This window comes from Actinomadura harenae (assembly GCF_003696215.1).
GTDB classification, from domain to species: Bacteria; Actinomycetota; Actinomycetes; order Streptosporangiales; family Streptosporangiaceae; genus Spirillospora; species Spirillospora harenae.
Genome location: NZ_RFFG01000073.1, coordinates 1 through 13,974 on the forward strand (window position 1 = coordinate 1; position 13,974 = coordinate 13,974).

At 73.0% G+C, this 13,974-nt stretch carries 13 protein-coding genes; 4 read left to right on the forward strand and 9 right to left on the reverse strand.

The genetic code is table 11. The features are described 5' to 3' along the window. Positions 1-120: 120 nt before the first annotated feature. Positions 121-2,037 (reverse strand): ABC transporter ATP-binding protein, encoded by a 1,917-nt coding sequence (locus EBO15_RS30560; RefSeq protein WP_378238886.1) that lies wholly within the window; start codon positions 2,035-2,037, stop codon positions 121-123. A gap of 291 nt (positions 2,038-2,328) precedes the next feature. Here EBO15_RS30560 and EBO15_RS30565 point away from each other — a divergent pair, with 291 nt between their 5' ends. Next, positions 2,329-4,266, forward strand: a complete 1,938-nt coding sequence (locus tag EBO15_RS30565; RefSeq protein ID WP_122197938.1) for a Xaa-Pro dipeptidyl-peptidase — start codon at positions 2,329-2,331, stop codon at positions 4,264-4,266. Between the two features lie 180 nt (positions 4,267-4,446). On the opposite strand, the gene EBO15_RS30570 is transcribed toward EBO15_RS30565, so the two are convergent. The 3 genes from EBO15_RS30570 to abc-f form a co-directional block, all read right to left on the reverse strand. Then, positions 4,447-5,268, reverse strand: a complete 822-nt coding sequence (locus EBO15_RS30570; protein ID WP_122197939.1) for an enoyl-CoA hydratase/isomerase family protein — start codon at positions 5,266-5,268, stop codon at positions 4,447-4,449. A gap of 213 nt (positions 5,269-5,481) precedes the next feature. Beyond that, positions 5,482-5,694, reverse strand: a complete 213-nt coding sequence (locus EBO15_RS30575; RefSeq protein WP_012852589.1) for a helix-turn-helix domain-containing protein — start codon at positions 5,692-5,694, stop codon at positions 5,482-5,484. A gap of 116 nt (positions 5,695-5,810) precedes the next feature. After that, positions 5,811-7,409, reverse strand: a complete 1,599-nt coding sequence (gene abc-f, locus EBO15_RS30580) for a ribosomal protection-like ABC-F family protein (RefSeq protein ID WP_122197940.1) — start codon at positions 7,407-7,409, stop codon at positions 5,811-5,813. 183 nt (positions 7,410-7,592) lie between these two features. Here abc-f and EBO15_RS30585 point away from each other — a divergent pair, with 183 nt between their 5' ends. From EBO15_RS30585 to EBO15_RS30595, 3 genes are all read left to right on the forward strand, one after another. Further along, on the forward strand, positions 7,593-8,366 hold the full coding sequence (locus tag EBO15_RS30585) for a VOC family protein (RefSeq protein WP_158628397.1): 774 nt from the start codon (positions 7,593-7,595) through the stop codon (positions 8,364-8,366). A 127-nt stretch (positions 8,367-8,493) separates the two neighbouring features. Then, the gene (locus EBO15_RS30590) at positions 8,494-8,889 is read left to right on the forward strand and encodes an ABC transporter permease (protein WP_122197942.1); all 396 of its coding nucleotides are present in this window, start codon (positions 8,494-8,496) and stop codon (positions 8,887-8,889) included. A gap of 115 nt (positions 8,890-9,004) precedes the next feature. Continuing rightward, on the forward strand, positions 9,005-10,159 hold the full coding sequence (locus EBO15_RS30595) for an EAL domain-containing protein (protein ID WP_147481728.1): 1,155 nt from the start codon (positions 9,005-9,007) through the stop codon (positions 10,157-10,159). Between the two features lie 53 nt (positions 10,160-10,212). On the opposite strand, the gene EBO15_RS30600 is transcribed toward EBO15_RS30595, so the two are convergent. The 5 genes from EBO15_RS30600 to sufU form a co-directional block, all read right to left on the reverse strand. Then, entirely contained in the window at positions 10,213-10,848 is a 636-nt protein-coding gene (locus tag EBO15_RS30600) for a response regulator (protein WP_122197944.1), read from the reverse strand. After that, positions 10,845-12,017, reverse strand: a complete 1,173-nt coding sequence (locus EBO15_RS30605) for a sensor histidine kinase (RefSeq protein ID WP_122197945.1) — start codon at positions 12,015-12,017, stop codon at positions 10,845-10,847. Before EBO15_RS30605 ends, EBO15_RS30600 begins: the two co-directional genes overlap by 4 nt. Positions 12,018-12,125: 108 nt before the next feature. Then, positions 12,126-12,905 carry a class I SAM-dependent methyltransferase gene (locus EBO15_RS30610; protein ID WP_122197946.1) on the reverse strand — a complete coding sequence of 260 codons (780 nt, stop codon included), beginning with the start codon at positions 12,903-12,905 and terminating at the stop codon, positions 12,126-12,128. A 145-nt stretch (positions 12,906-13,050) separates the two neighbouring features. Then, positions 13,051-13,503, reverse strand: coding sequence for a metal-sulfur cluster assembly factor (locus tag EBO15_RS30615; RefSeq protein WP_122197947.1), 453 nt, complete (start codon positions 13,501-13,503; stop codon positions 13,051-13,053). Then, a complete protein-coding gene (gene sufU / locus EBO15_RS30620) occupies positions 13,500-13,958 on the reverse strand; it encodes a Fe-S cluster assembly sulfur transfer protein SufU (protein WP_122197948.1) in 459 nt (152 codons plus the stop codon). Before sufU ends, EBO15_RS30615 begins: the two co-directional genes overlap by 4 nt. Positions 13,959-13,974: the final 16 nt, after the last annotated feature.

The following is a 13,974-nucleotide window of genomic DNA, read 5'->3' on the forward strand; positions in this document are numbered from 1 at the left end:
CGTCCGGTGAGTGCACACGAGCACCTCCCGACCAGGGCCGACAGATCCCGTTGAGGACCCAAGGTCAGTCAGTCGGCGGGTCAGACCCCGGACGGGAGGTGCTCACCTCCATCATCACTGTCAGTCGGCGGCGAGCACCGGGGCCGCGGCCGGCCGCTCCTCCTGGCGGGCGAACTGGGTGCGGTACAGCTCGGCGTACAGGCCGCCGCCCGCGAGCAGCTCCTCGTGCCGGCCGCGCTCGACGACCCGGCCGCCGTCCACCACGAGGATCTGGTCGGCCTCGCGGATCGTGGACAGCCGGTGCGCGATCACCAGCGAGGTGCGGCCCGCCAGCGCGGTCGCCAGGGCCCGCTGGACGGCCGCCTCGGACTCGGAGTCCAGGTGCGCGGTCGCCTCGTCCAGGACCACGACCGAGGGCGCCTTGAGCAGCAGCCGCGCGATGGCCAGGCGCTGCTTCTCGCCGCCCGACAGCCGGTAGCCGCGGTCGCCGACCACGGTGTCCAGGCCGTCCGGCATGTCGGCGATCAGCTCCCCGACCTGCGCGGCCTGCAGCGCCGCGATGATCTGCTCGTCCGTGGCGTCCGGACGGGCGTACCGCATGTTCTCGCGGATGGAGTCGTGGAACAGGTGCGCGTCCTGGCTGACGACCCCGACCCGGGCGCGGAGCGAGTCGAGCGTGACGTCCCGGATGTCCTGCCCGCCGATCCGCACCTCGCCGCCGGACACGTCGTACAGCCGCGACACCAGGTGCGTGATCGTCGACTTGCCCGCGCCGGACGGCCCGACCAGCGCGACGAGCTGCCCCGGCGCGGCGGTGAAGTCCACGTCGAACAGGACGTCCCGGGCGGGCGCGGTGTCGCTGCGGGCGATCGACTCCAGCGAGGCCAGCGAGACCTCCTCGGCGGACGGGTAGCTGAACGACACGTGGTCGAACTCGATCGCGGGCGCCTCCTCCTCGCCGGTGGCGAGCGGCGCGGCGTCCGGCTTGTCGTCGATGAGCGGCTTGAGGTCGAGCACCTCGAAGACACGGTCGAAGCTGACCAGCGCGGTCATCACGTCCACGTGGACGTTGGACAGCGCGGTCAGCGGCCCGTACATGCGGGTCAGCAGGGTCGCGAGGGCGACCAGGGTTCCCAGCTGGAAGCTGCCGTCCACGACCAGGGAGCCGCCGACGCCGTAGACCATCGCGGTCGCGAGCGCGGCGACCAGGGTCAGCGCGGTGAAGAACACCCGGCCGTACATGGCCGAGACGACGCCGACGTCGCGGACGCGGGCGGCCCGCCCGGCGAAGAGCTCCTCCTCCTCGGACGGACGGCCGTAGAGCTTGGCGAGCATCGCCCCGGCGACGTTGAACCGCTCGGTCATGAGCGAGCTCATCTCGGCGTCCAGCTGCATCTGCTCGCGGCTGACCGCCTGGAGCCGCTTGCCGACCCACTTGGCGGGCAGCACGAAGATCGGGAGCAGCACCAGCGCGAACAGGGTGACCTGCCAGGACAGCACCAGCATCGTGATCAGCACGAGGACCAGGCTGATCACGTTGGACACCACCGAGGACAGCGTGGTCGTCAGGGCCCGCTGCGCGCCGATCACGTCGCTGTTCAGGCGGCTGATCAGCGAGCCGGTCTGGGCGCGCATGAAGAACGCGACGGGCTGCCGCTGGACGTGCCCGAACACCTGCGTCCGCAGGTCGTAGATCAGGCCCTCGCCGATCCGCGCCGAGTACCAGCGCTGGGCGAGCCCGAGCACCGCCTCGAGCAGCGCCAGGGCCGCGACGGTGAGCGCCAGGCCGACGACGACGCTCTGCTTGTGCGGGATGATGCCGTGGTCGATGATCCCCTTGAGCAGCAGCGGGTTGGCCACCACGATCACGGCGCCGAGCGCGTTCAGCGCCAGGAAGAGCACCAGGTCGCGGACATAGGGACGGGCGTACCCCGCGATCCGCCTGACGGTCCCCTTGGCCAGCCTCTTCCGCGTGACCGAGCTGTCGCGCCGGAACGAGGCCATCACCTGCCAGCCGTTCCCCGGCATCCCGGGCATCCCCATTCGGGCCCTCCAATGGTCCTCGCGGCGCGGGCGCCGCGGAGCGCGGGCGCCCGCCGGTGCACGTCGTCCAGCGACGCCGTCGAGCGAACGTAATCAAGTAAGCATCTCAGCTCGCACCGAGCACAACGCCCCGGAACCGCCACGCCTTCCCGATCCCGGCCCCGATCCCCCGCCCCGATCCGGCCACCCGGCCACCGCCCCGGCCCCTTCCCAAACTGGATCTTGTGGGGTTCACTCCCATGTGACATTTCAGTCACCGCAGGCTCTACTCCCCCAGGAGCCCCCATGAAGCGATTCATCACGGCGGGCGCGGCCGCCCTCGCGGTCGTGACGCTCACGGCGCTGGCGCCGGGCGCGTCCGCCGCGACGCCGGGCGCACCGGCCGGAAAGCCGTCCGGGAAGCCCTCAGGAAAACCGTCAGTCCAGATCCGGGACGGCGAGACGCAGCCGGTGTTCTCGCGGGCGGACGCGGTCAGTCAGACCGTCAACATCGAGACCACCGTCGACAGCGACCACGACGGCAAGCGCGACACCGTCCAGTTGCGGATCATGCGCCCGAAGGAGACCGGGCAGGGCCTCAAGGTCCCGACGATCATGGAGCCGAGCCCGTACTGGGCGGGCATCCTCGACGTCCCGAACCACCCCGTCGACATCGGCGGGGCGCGCGGCCTGGCGGCCACGCGGTTCCAGCGGAACCTGGCCGACGTCTTCCCCGGCTACTACGACAACTACTTCCTGCCGCGCGGGTACGCCGTCGCGGACCTGGACAGCCTGGGCACCGGCGGGTCGACCGGCTGCCCGACGTCCGGGGCGCGCAACGAGCAGGCGGGCGCGAAGGCCGCGGTGGACTGGCTGAACGGCCGGGCGCGCGGCTGGGCCCCGGACGGGACGCCGGTCAGGGCCGACTGGTCCACCGGCAACGTCGGCATGATCGGCCAGTCCTACGACGGGACGCTGCCGAACATGGCCGCCGCGTCCGGCGTGGACGGCCTGAAGGCGATCGTCCCGATCGCGGGCATCTCCAACTGGTACGACTACTACCGCGACAACGGCGCGGTGATCGCCCCCGGCGAGTACCAGGGCGAGGACCTGGACGTGCTCGCCAAGGCCGTCCTGACGCGGCAGAACCCCGAGGTCTGCAAGAAGGTCATCGACGACATCGAGGCCCGCGAGGACCGCGACACCGGTGACTACAGCGCCTTCTGGGACGAGCGCAACTACGTCAAGGACGCCAGGCGGGTGAAGGCGGCCGTGATGGTCGTCCACGGGCTGAACGACTGGAACGTCAAGACCGAACAGTCCGTCCGGTGGTGGAACGCCCTGAAGGAGGCGGGCGTCCCGCGCAAGCTGTGGCTGCACCAGGCCAACCACGCGACCCCGTTCCGGTGGCGGATCGACGAGTGGCTGCGGCAGACGCACCACTGGTTCGACCGGTACCTGTACGGCGTCCGCAACGGCATCGAGAACGAGCCGAAGGTCGACATCCAGCGTCCGGACGGCTCGTGGGAGACCGCGAAGGACTGGCCGCTGCCCGGCACCCGGACGCTCCCGGTCAGCCTGAACCCGGGGTCCGCCCCGGGCGGCCAGCCGGGCGTCCTCGGGACGCGTCCCCAGGGCGGCGCCCCGCAGGCGTTCACCGACGAGGGCCGCACCCGCACCGCCGAGCAGCTGCTCACCGGCGAGGACAAGGCCGACCCGAACCGGCTGGCGTACCTGACCGGGCCGCTGTCCGCGCCGCTGCGGGTGAACGGCATCCCGAAGGCCGACATCCGGGCCTCGCTGAACGGGTCGTCGCCGTACCTGACCGCGCTGCTGGTGGACTACGGCACCGACACGCGGCCGACGGGCGCCCGGATCACCACGACGGACAAGGTCTGCTACGGCCAGAGCGTCCCCGGTGACGAGGGCTGCACCCTGCGGCAGGAGCTCGCCACCGAGACGGCCCCCTACAAGATCATCACGCGGGGCTGGCTGGACGCGCGCAACCGGACCTCGATCTCCCGCAGCGAGCCGCTCACGCCCGGGAAGACCTACTCCTTCCGCTGGGACCTGCAGCCGACCGACTACACGGTCAAGGCCGGCCACCGGCTCGGCGTGATCATCCTGTCCACCGACTACGACTACACGCTCCGGTATCCGGCGGGCACCGCGGTGACCCTCCGGCCGGGCGCCAGCCGCGTTCTGCTGCCGATCGCTCCGGGCGGGGATACTTCGCTTCGGTAACCGAAATATCCGGAATCTGTCACAGGGGTGGCCGAAAACCGGATCTTTCCGTAAGAATGGCTCCGCCGTGCGGACGGGCGCGCCGTCCGCACGGCGGGTTTTCTCCACTTGACCGAATGGGAAGTGGAACGTTCCTCTTCGGCTCCGGCCGACCTTGACCGGCCGCGTCCGCGCGGCCGGTCAGCCGCGGAAGGCGGCCGCCAGCGCGCGCAACCGGACGAGCTGCTCACGCCGCTCGGCCGCGCACTGCTCGTCCAGGGTGTTCAGCGGCGCCGCGAACAGCAGCCGCTTGGTCGCGACGGCGGCCTCCGCGTTGACCGCGAGCAGCTCGGCCGTCAGGGCCTCCACCCCGGCGTCCAGGCCGCCCGTCGGGACGACCCGCTCGACCAGGCCGAGTCGGGCCGCCTCGGCGGCGTCCACCGTCCGGGCGGTGAGGCACAGCTCGACCGCCCGGTTGACGCCCACGATCTCGACCAGGGGTTTGGTGCCGGTCAGATCCGGTACCAGGCCGAGCGCGGGCTCCTTCATGCAGAACTTCGCGTCCTCCGCGGCGATCCGGATGTCGCAGGCCAGCGCGAGCTGGAAGCCCCCGCCGATCGCGTGCCCGTGCACCGCCGCGACGGTGACGATCTCCGGATTCCGCAGCCAGGTGTAGCCCTCCTGCAGGTCCGCGATGAAACGGTCGCCCGTCTCGTCGTCGGCCTCGAAGGGGAACCCCCCTTCCCCGCCGGAGAACATCGACAGGTCGATGCCGGCGGAGAACGACGGGCCGTCGCCCCGCAGGACGACGACCCTCACCTCCGGCGGGAGCGTGCGGCCGATGGCCGCCAGCATCCGCCAGGTGGCGAAGGTCATGGCGTTGCGCCGCTCGGGCCGGGCGAGCGTGACGGTCGCGACCGCCCCGTCCACCTCGAGCCGCAACCCGCCCTCGGCGAGCTCCGCCTCGCTGGGCGGCCCCGCCGTCGTGGCCGGTTCCGGCCGCCTGAGCTCCGCTTCCGCCATGACAAACCCCTTCTCCGCTGTGACGACGTCGGCACGGCGGGACGGGGCGACCCGCGCGCCGCACGCGCGGGGACGGTACCCGGCCCGCCGTCGCGACCGAACCCTACTCGGTCGCCCGCGACGGCAGGTCAGGCGGTCCGCCCGTCCGGGGGGACGCGCTCCGCGCCGGGTGCGGCCGGGCGCGGGCGGGATCCCTCCGGACCAGGCCCGGGGTCAGGACTTCTTGCCGCGGGTCGCCCCTCCGCGACCGCGCAGGTTGACGCCGGATTCGGTGAGAATCCGGTGGATGAAGCCGTAGGAGCGGCCGGTGGCGGCTGCCAGGGCGCGGATGCTCTCGCCGGAGTCGTACCTCTTCTTGAGTTCCGCCGCCAGCTTGTCGCGCTCGGCACCGGTCACGCGGGTGCCCTTCTTGAGGGTCTCGGCCACGAGTACCTCCCGTAGTGATGTGGTGACCGCTGCGTTATCCCCCGCCATGATCAGTCATTCCCGCGCGTTCGGCTACCCACTCCGCCAGAAAAGATCTGTCGAACTCCCCATGCAGGTCACGCAAGTGCCACCAGATCGGCAAACTCGTCACTCCAGATGTCCTCGACCCCATCCGGAAGCAAAATCACTCTTTCCGGCCGGAGCGCCTGGACCGCACCCTCATCGTGCGTCACCAGGACGATGGCCCCGGCGAATGTCCGCAGCGCGCCGAGGATCTCCTCGCGGGACGCCGGGTCGAGGTTGTTGGTCGGCTCGTCCAGCAGCAGCACGTTGGCGCTGGAGACGACCAGCATCGCGAGCGCGAGCCGGGTCTTCTCGCCGCCGGACAGCACTCCGGCGGGTTTGTCCACGTCGTCCCCGGAGAACAGGAAGGAGCCGAGGATCTTGCGGACCTCGACCGGCGGCAGGTCCGGCGCGGCGGACTGCATGTTCTCCAGCACCGAGCGCTCGACCTCGAGGGTCTCGTGCTCCTGGGCGTAGTAGCCGACGCGCAGCCCGTGGCCGGGGACGACCTGCCCGGTGTCGGGGGCGTCCTGGCCCGCCAGCATGCGCAGCAGCGTCGTCTTGCCCGCGCCGTTCAGGCCGAGGATGACCACCCGGCTGCCGCGGTCCACCGCGAGGGAGACATCCGTGAAGATCTCCAAGGAACCGTACGACTTGGACAAACCTTCCGCGGTGAGCGGGGTCCGGCCGCACGGGGCGGGGTCCGGGAAGCGGATCTTGGCCACCTTGTCGGCCTGCCGCTCGTCCTCCACGCCCGCCAGCAGCTGCCGGGCCCGCCGGTCCATCTGCTGGGCCGCCTTGGCCTTGGTGGCCTTGGCGCGCATCTTGTCGGCCTGGGACAGCAGCGTGGTCGCCTGCCGCTGGGCGTTGGCGCGTTCCCGCTTGCGGCGGCGCTCGTCGGTCTCCCGCGCCTCCAGGTACTTCTTCCAGCCGACGTTGTAGATGTCGACGACACTGCGGTTGGCGTCCAGGTGGAACACCCGGTTCACCACCACGTCGAGCAGCTCCACGTCGTGGCTGATCACCACCAGGCCGCCCTGGTGCGACTTGAGGAAGTCGCGCAGCCACGCGATCGAGTCGGCGTCCAGGTGGTTGGTCGGCTCGTCCAGCAGCAGGGTGTCGGCGTCGGAGAACAGGATGCGGGCCAGCTCCACGCGGCGCCGCTGGCCACCGGACAGGGTGCCGAGCGGCTGGCCGAGGACGCGGTCGGGCAGCCCGAGGCTGGACGCGATGGACGCCGACTCCGCCTCGGCGGAGTAGCCGCCGAGGATGTGCAGCCGCTCCTCCAGCCGCCCGTACTGCCGGACGGCCTTGTCCCGGTCGGCACCGGTCTTGGTGGCCATCCGCTCCTCGGCGGCGCGCAGCTTGCGGATCACCTCGTCCAGGCCGCGCGCGGACAGGATCCGGTCGCGGGCGAGCTCCTCGAGGTCGACGCCGCGCGGGTCCTGGGGGAGGTAGCCGAGCGTGCCGGAGCGCGAGACCCCGCCCGACGCGGGGTGCGCGTCGCCGGCGAGCACCTTGGTGAGCGTGGTCTTGCCCGCGCCGTTGCGCCCGACCAGGCCGACCCGGTCGCCGGGGTTGACCCGGAAGGTGGCGCCCTCGATCAGCAGCCGGGCCCCGGCGCGCAGCTCGATGTCGTTCGCGATGATCACAAGTGTTCCCTGACGGATGAGGCGGGTGGAGGCGCAGCCGATCAGTCTACGTGGACGCGCCGGACGGTCCGGCCATGCCGAAAACCGTCAAACACATGTACGAACGCTGGGCGTGGCGTGAACATGCCCGGGAACACCAGCCGGAGAGCCGGGACCAGCCCGGCCTCAAGGAGGGGAACCGTCATGGTGCACGTGACCGGTAACCAGCCGCTCGGTACTCCGAACTACATCGACATCGGCGTCCCGGACATCGCGCGCGCGAAGAAGTTCTACGGCGGGCTGTTCGGCTGGAGCTTCCAGAGCCTCGGCCCGGGCGCCATGGGCTACGAGGCCGTCATCCTCGACGGCCAGATGATCGCGGGGATCGCCGAGGTCCCCGGCGAGGACACCGGCGGACGCCACTGGTGGAACCTGTACTTCGCGACCGACGACGCCGACGGCACGCTCAAGCGGATCACGGACGCGGGCGGCGAGGTCGTCCAGCCCGTCGGGGACGTGTTCGAGCACGGCCGGATGGCCATGGTGAAGGACGCGGGCGGCGCCCAGTTCGGCCTCTGGCAGGGCAAGGCCATGGCGGGCTCGGGGATCGTCAACGAGCCGGGGTCGTTCGGCTGGGAGGAGCTCCACACCCGCGACGTCGACAAGGCGCGGCCGTTCTACGAGGCGGTGTTCGACCTGCGCTCGGAGAAGGTGGACGCCGGGCCGAACATGGAGTTCTACGTGCTCGCCCGCCCGGACGACCGTCCGGTCGGCGGGATCGCGCGCGACGACGACCGCGAGATCCCCCTGTGGGTCGTGTACTTCCAGGTGGCCGACGCCGACCAGGCCGTCCGGCGGGTCAAGGAGGGCGGCGGCACCCTCAAGGACGGCCCCTGGGACACCCCGTACGGCCGGATGGCCGACGTCAGGGACCCGTTCGGCGTCGAGTTCCGGGTGATCCACAGCACGGAGCAGTGAACCGCGCGGTGAGGCACGTGGTGAGGCGCACAGTGACGCGGGTCACCGCCCGCCCGGGGGGACGGGTAGGTGAACGGGTACGGCGAACGGCTGTCCGCTGTGCCGTTGATCGGGAAAGATGTCCCCCATGTGGTTGGCTCCCGAACGCAGGTCGGCACGCCGGTGGGCGGTCCCCGTCCTCGTCCTCGGCGCGGGTCTGGTGGTCGGCGGGGTCCTGGTGGCCGACGGCCGCCGGGGCACCGCGCTGATCGCCCTGGCGGTGCTCGCCGGGTACGCGGCGCATCTGGCGTACCGGCGGGACGAGCAGGGCCTGGCGATCAGCGAGGCGTTCGGCCGCGGGCACCGGGGTCGGACGCACCTGAAGGCCGCGGCGATGACCGGGGACGTGCTGTCGGCGGGCCTGGTCGCCGCGCTGGTCGTCCAGGCGCTGCGCGGCGCCGACGTCGCGCCCTACGCGTGGCTGGCGCTGCTCGCCGGGGTGACCTACCTGGTGTCGGCGCTGGCGGGCGGCCGGGCGCCGTAGCGGGGCCGCCCGCCTGCGCCAACGGGCGGTGAGGTTCGCCGCGCGGTGACGAAATGTTGGTGAACGTCGGCTGACGACGCTCGTTTTATCCGGTTTGACCAGCGATGATGCGGTCGTGTCACCGCAAGAAGTGCTGATCCCGGCGCGGGAGCTGTTCCAGCCGGTCATCGACCTGGAGTCCGGCGCGGTCGTCGCCGTCGAGGCGCTGGCCCCGGACGCCGGGGCGCTGCCCCTGGACCCCCGGCTGAGCCCCGAGCCCACCGACGACGCCGTCCGCGCCGACCTCGGCCGCGCCGCGCACGCCGCCGAAGCGGGCGCCCTGCTGCCCACCCGGCTGCCGCTGCTGGTCACCGTCCGGGCGGAGACGGTCGCGCGCGGCGAACCCGTGCTGGCCGAGCTGCACCGCCGGCTGTCGGCGACCGGACGGCGGCCCGGCGAGTTCATCGTCGCCGTCGCCGGGGGCTTCCCCCCGTTCCAGCGGCAGGCCGTCGCCGCGTCGCTGAGCGCGCTGCGCCGGGCCGGCTACCTGGTCGGGCTGGGCGAGCTGGGCGCCGCGCACGCGCCGCTGGACCTGCTCGCCGAGACCGTCCCGTACCTGGTCGCGGTGCATCCCGACCTCGTCCACCGCGCGCGCTCCGACCCGCGCCGGGAGGCGCTCGTGCGGGCGCTGGTCGACATGGCGCACGGCCTCGGCACGCACCTGCTCGCGCCCGGCCTGGCCACCGAGGAGCAGGTCCTCCAGCAGCGCGGGCTGGGCGTCCGGCTGGCGCAGGGCCCGGCGTTCGCGCCGCCCGGATGGCGTCCGGGGATGCCGGTCAGGGTCCCGGTGGCCGGGCGGGACGGGGGCGGTCCGGCGCGTCCGGCGGCCTCGGACCTCGGGCCGCGCGTCTCGGAGTTCACCCTCCCGGCCATGACGCTGCCCGAGACCGCGACCGCCGACGAGGTCCTGACCACGCTGAACGCCGAGACGGGCGCGACGAGCGTGGTGCTCGTGGACGCCCGCCAGCGCCCGGTCGCGACCGTCGACCGCACCCGGTTCCTGCTGAAGCTGTCCGGGGCCTACGGGCACGCGCTGCACGCGCACCGCCCCGCCGTCCGGCTCGCCGACGCGCCGCGCCACGTGCCGCGCACCGTCCCGGCGGTCGCGGCCCTGCGCGCGGCCGGGCAGGAGGCCGAGCGCGTCTACGACGACCTGGTCGTCACCGACGAGGTGGGCCGCTGCCTCGGGATCGTCCGGGTGGCGGACCTGATCCGCGGCATGGCCCCCTGACCCCTGTCCGGGTCGTCGGCGCAGGCCGTCAGGGCAGGTGGTCGGGCAGGCCGTCAGCGGAGGTCGTCGGCGTGCTCGCGGGCCAGGATCGCGGCCTGGACGCGGCTGCGCAGCTCCAGCTTGGCCAGGATCCGGCTGACATGGGTCTTGGCCGTCGTCTCCGCCATCTCGAGGCGCTCGGCGATCTGCTGGTTCGACAGGCCGTCCCCGAGGCAGGCCAGGACGTCCCGCTCGCGCTGGGTCAGCACGTCCAGCGCGACGGGCTCGGCGGGCACGGGCGCGGACGCGAACGCGCCGATCAGCCGCCGGGTGACCTGCGGCGCGATCACGCCCTCCCCCGCCGCGACCGTCCGGACGGCCTCCACGAGGCGGTCGGCGTCCACGTCCTTCAGCAGGAACCCGGCCGCGCCCGCGCGCAGCGCCCCGAACACGTGCGCGTCGGCGTCGAACGTCGTCAGGACGAGCACGTCGGCGATCCCGGCGACCTCGCGGGTCGCGGCGATCCCGTCCATCCGCGGCATCCGGACGTCCATCAGGACCACGTCCGGGCGCAGCTCGCGGGTGAGCGCCACGGCCTCCTCGCCGTCGGCGGCCTCCCCGACCACCTCGACGTCCGGGGCCGCGCGGAGGATCAGCGCGATCCCGGCCCGCACCGCCGCCTGGTCGTCGGCCACCAGAACCCTGATCACCGCGCCTCCCTTCCGTCCACCCCGCCGTCCAGGGGCAGCTCCGCCCGGACCACCCAGCGCCCGCCGGCCGCCCCGGCGTCGAACTCCCCGCCGAGCAGCGTGGCCCGCTCCCGCATCCCGATCAGCCCGGCGCCGGACCCCGGCAGCCGCGAGGCCCCGCCGAGCGGGCTGGTCACCTCCACGCGCACCAGGCCCGTCCCGTAGGTCAGCCGCACCTCGGCCCGTCCCGGCCCGCCGTGCTTGAGCGCGTTCGTCAGCGACTCCTGCACGATCCGGTACGCGGCGAGCTCGACGGCCGCGGGCGGCGCGTACGGCTCCCCCACGACCTCCAGGCATGCCGACAGGTCCGAGCGGGCCACGTGCCCTACGAGCCGGTCCAGCTCGGACAGGCGGGGCGCGGCGGGCGGGTCGGTCCCGTCGTCCCGCAGCAGGCCGATCATGCGCCGCATCTCCGCCAGCCCCTGGACGCTGTTCTCCCGGATGACCACCATGGCCCGCCGCAGCCCCTCCTCGTCCAGGTCGCGGACGCGCAGCAGGGCCGTGGAGTGCAGCGCCACCGCGCTCAGGTGGTTGGCGACCACGTCGTGCAGCTCCCGCGCCATCCGCGCCCGCTCGGCCGTCACGGCGGCCAGCCGGTCCATCTCCGCCAGCCGCGCCACCTGCCCGGCGCGCTCCCGCTCGGCCTCCGCGCGGTCCCGGTGCTCCCGGACGATCATGGCGGTCAGCACCGGCGTCAGCCAGGTCGTCCCGGCGACCGCGCCGAGCACGATCCCCGGCCCGAGCCGGCCGACCGCCACCCCGCCCGCGGCCACCACCGACAGCGACGCCCCGACCGTCGCCCCGAGCAGCCACCGCACCGCCCCGCGCGGCCCGTACAGCGTCGCCGCGTACAGGGCGTCGGTGTAGATCACCGCCCCGCCGATGCTGGGCCCGAGGACCACCTCGAAGGCGTTCCCGGCGGTCGAGATCGCCAGGCCCGTCATGGGGGCCGTCCGGCGGAACAGCATCCCGACGCACATCACCGCCAGTGGGACGGCCCGCAGCCCCACCGGCGCGCTCCAGCCGTGCACCGTCCACCGCACGTACCCGTGGGAGAGCAGGAGCAGGACACCGCCCGCGAACGCGAGCGGCGCGATCAGGGCGTCCTGCCTGGTGGTGAAGCGCTGCACCCCCCTATCTCAGCACCCCGGCAGGGCCCGTACGCCCCTCCCCGGGCGGGACCGGCCCTACATCCTTCGGAGTACGGACGATCTCCGGCGCGGGTCAGGCGGCAGAGGTCAGGCGGCCACGGCGCGGAGGGTGAGGGTGATCAGGGGCAGGTCGAACTCGCCCTCGGCGGTCTCCGGGGTGGCGCGCAGGTGGTCGACGATCCGGCCCAGCAGGACGTCGCGCTCCGGGCCGTCCATGATCAGGACGTGGGAGTGGGTGCCGATCGTCGCGGCCATCGACTCGGCCGTCCGGGGCTGGACGTGCGGGAACTCGGTCTGCTCGACGTTCGGGAACAGCGGGTGCTCGGGCAGGCCCCGGGGACGCCCCCGGGCCACCGGGAAGCCGCTCCGGGCGATCCGCTTCATCTCCGCCACCCACGGGACGGCGGAGTCGTCCCGGTTCCAGAGGCCGCCCATGACGCCGCCCGGAGCCAGGACGCGGTGGATCTCCGGGTAGGCCCGGTCCAGGTCGAACCAGTGCATGGCCTGGCCGATCAGGACGGCGTCCACCGAGCCGTCCGGCAGCGGGATCTCCTCGGCGGCGCCCTCCAGCGCGGTCACCCCGGGGTGCGCGCGGCGCAGCTCGTCCAGCATCGCGGGGTCCGGCTCGACAGCGGTGATCGCCTCGGCCGGGATCCCGGCGGCGGCGAGGACGCCGGTCAGCTTGCCCGTCCCGGCCCCCAGATCGAGCACACGGGCCGGACGGCCCTCGAGCCGGTCCAGCACCCACCGGACGGCGGCGATCGGGTAGTCGGGGCGTTCGGCGGCGTAGGCGGCAGCGTTCGCGCCGAACGAGGCGGCGCGGCGGGCCGTGAGGTCCTCGGGAGACTCCGGAAGGGCGTCGGGCATGGGGTCCAGGCTAGGACGGCGAAGGCCGCACCCCGGAGCGGGGTGCGGCCTTCGGGCAACGCCTCAGGTCAGGCGCCCGGAGCCCGTCCGGCACGGCCCTGGACGGGTCGCGGGACGGGTGTGGACCGGGTGCGGGACGGGTGGCTCAGACGTTGAAGCCGAGGGCGCGGAGCTGGTCCCGGCCCTCGTCGGTGATCTTGTCCGGGCCCCACGGCGGCAGCCAGACCCAGTTGATCTTCACGTCCTGGACCAGGTCCGCCAGCGCGCTGTGCGCCTGGTCCTCGATCACGTCGGTGAGCGGGCACGCGGCGCTGGTCAGCGTCATGTCCAGCGTGGCCACCCCGTCGGTGATGTTCACCCCGTAGACCAGGCCGAGGTCCACGACGTTGATGCCGAGCTCCGGGTCCACCACGTCGCGGAGGGCCTCCAGGACCTCCTCGTCCGGGGTGGCGTCGGGCTCCGGCTCGGGAGTGCGCGACCCGGCCGCCTCGGCGGTCTCGGGCTCACTCACGGCCTCGGCGGCCGTCTCCGGCGCGGCCGGGGCCTCCGTGACGGCCTCCACGGCCTCGGTCTCGATCTCTGTGACGTTCTCGCTCATGCTGCCTCTCCCAGGGCGCGGGCGGTCGCGTCCTTGAACGCCATCCAGGCGAGCAGGGCGCACTTGATCCGGGCGGGGTACTTCGACACCCCGGCGAAGGCGATGGCGTCTTCCAGGACGTCCTCGTCCAGGTCGACCTCCTGGCCGCGCGACTGCATCAGCGTGAGGAACTCCTCGCCGACGCCCATCGCCTCCTTGACCGACTTGCCGATGACCAGATCGGTCATGACCGACGCGCTGGCCTGACTGATCGAGCAGCCCATGGCGTCGTACGAGACGTCCGCGACGACCGCGTTCCGGCCCGCGCCGTCCAGGTGCACGCGCACCGTCGTCTCGTCCCCGCAGGTGGGGTTGACGTGGTGCGCCTCGCCCTCGAACGGCTCCCGCAGCCCCTTGTTCAGGGGGTTGCGGTAATGGTCCAGGATGACCTCCTGGTACATCGCCTCAAGCTGCATGGCTTCCGTTTCCTCG

Coding starts and splice junctions, on each gene's coding strand:
- EBO15_RS30570 (WP_122197939.1), bottom strand. CDS start 5,268: ATGGCGGAAGCGGAGCTCAGGCGGCCGGAACCGGCCACGACGGCGGGG.
- sufU (WP_122197948.1), bottom strand. CDS start 13,958: ATGCAGCTTGAGGCGATGTACCAGGAGGTCATCCTGGACCATTACCGC.
- EBO15_RS30610 (WP_122197946.1), bottom strand. CDS start 12,905: ATGCCCGACGCCCTTCCGGAGTCTCCCGAGGACCTCACGGCCCGCCGC.
- EBO15_RS30565 (WP_122197938.1), top strand. CDS start 2,329: ATGAAGCGATTCATCACGGCGGGCGCGGCCGCCCTCGCGGTCGTGACG.
- EBO15_RS30560 (WP_378238886.1), bottom strand. CDS start 2,037: ATGCCCGGGATGCCGGGGAACGGCTGGCAGGTGATGGCCTCGTTCCGG.
- EBO15_RS30615 (WP_122197947.1), bottom strand. CDS start 13,503: ATGAGCGAGAACGTCACAGAGATCGAGACCGAGGCCGTGGAGGCCGTC.
- EBO15_RS30590 (WP_122197942.1), top strand. CDS start 8,494: ATGTGGTTGGCTCCCGAACGCAGGTCGGCACGCCGGTGGGCGGTCCCC.
- EBO15_RS30585 (WP_158628397.1), top strand. CDS start 7,593: ATGGTGCACGTGACCGGTAACCAGCCGCTCGGTACTCCGAACTACATC.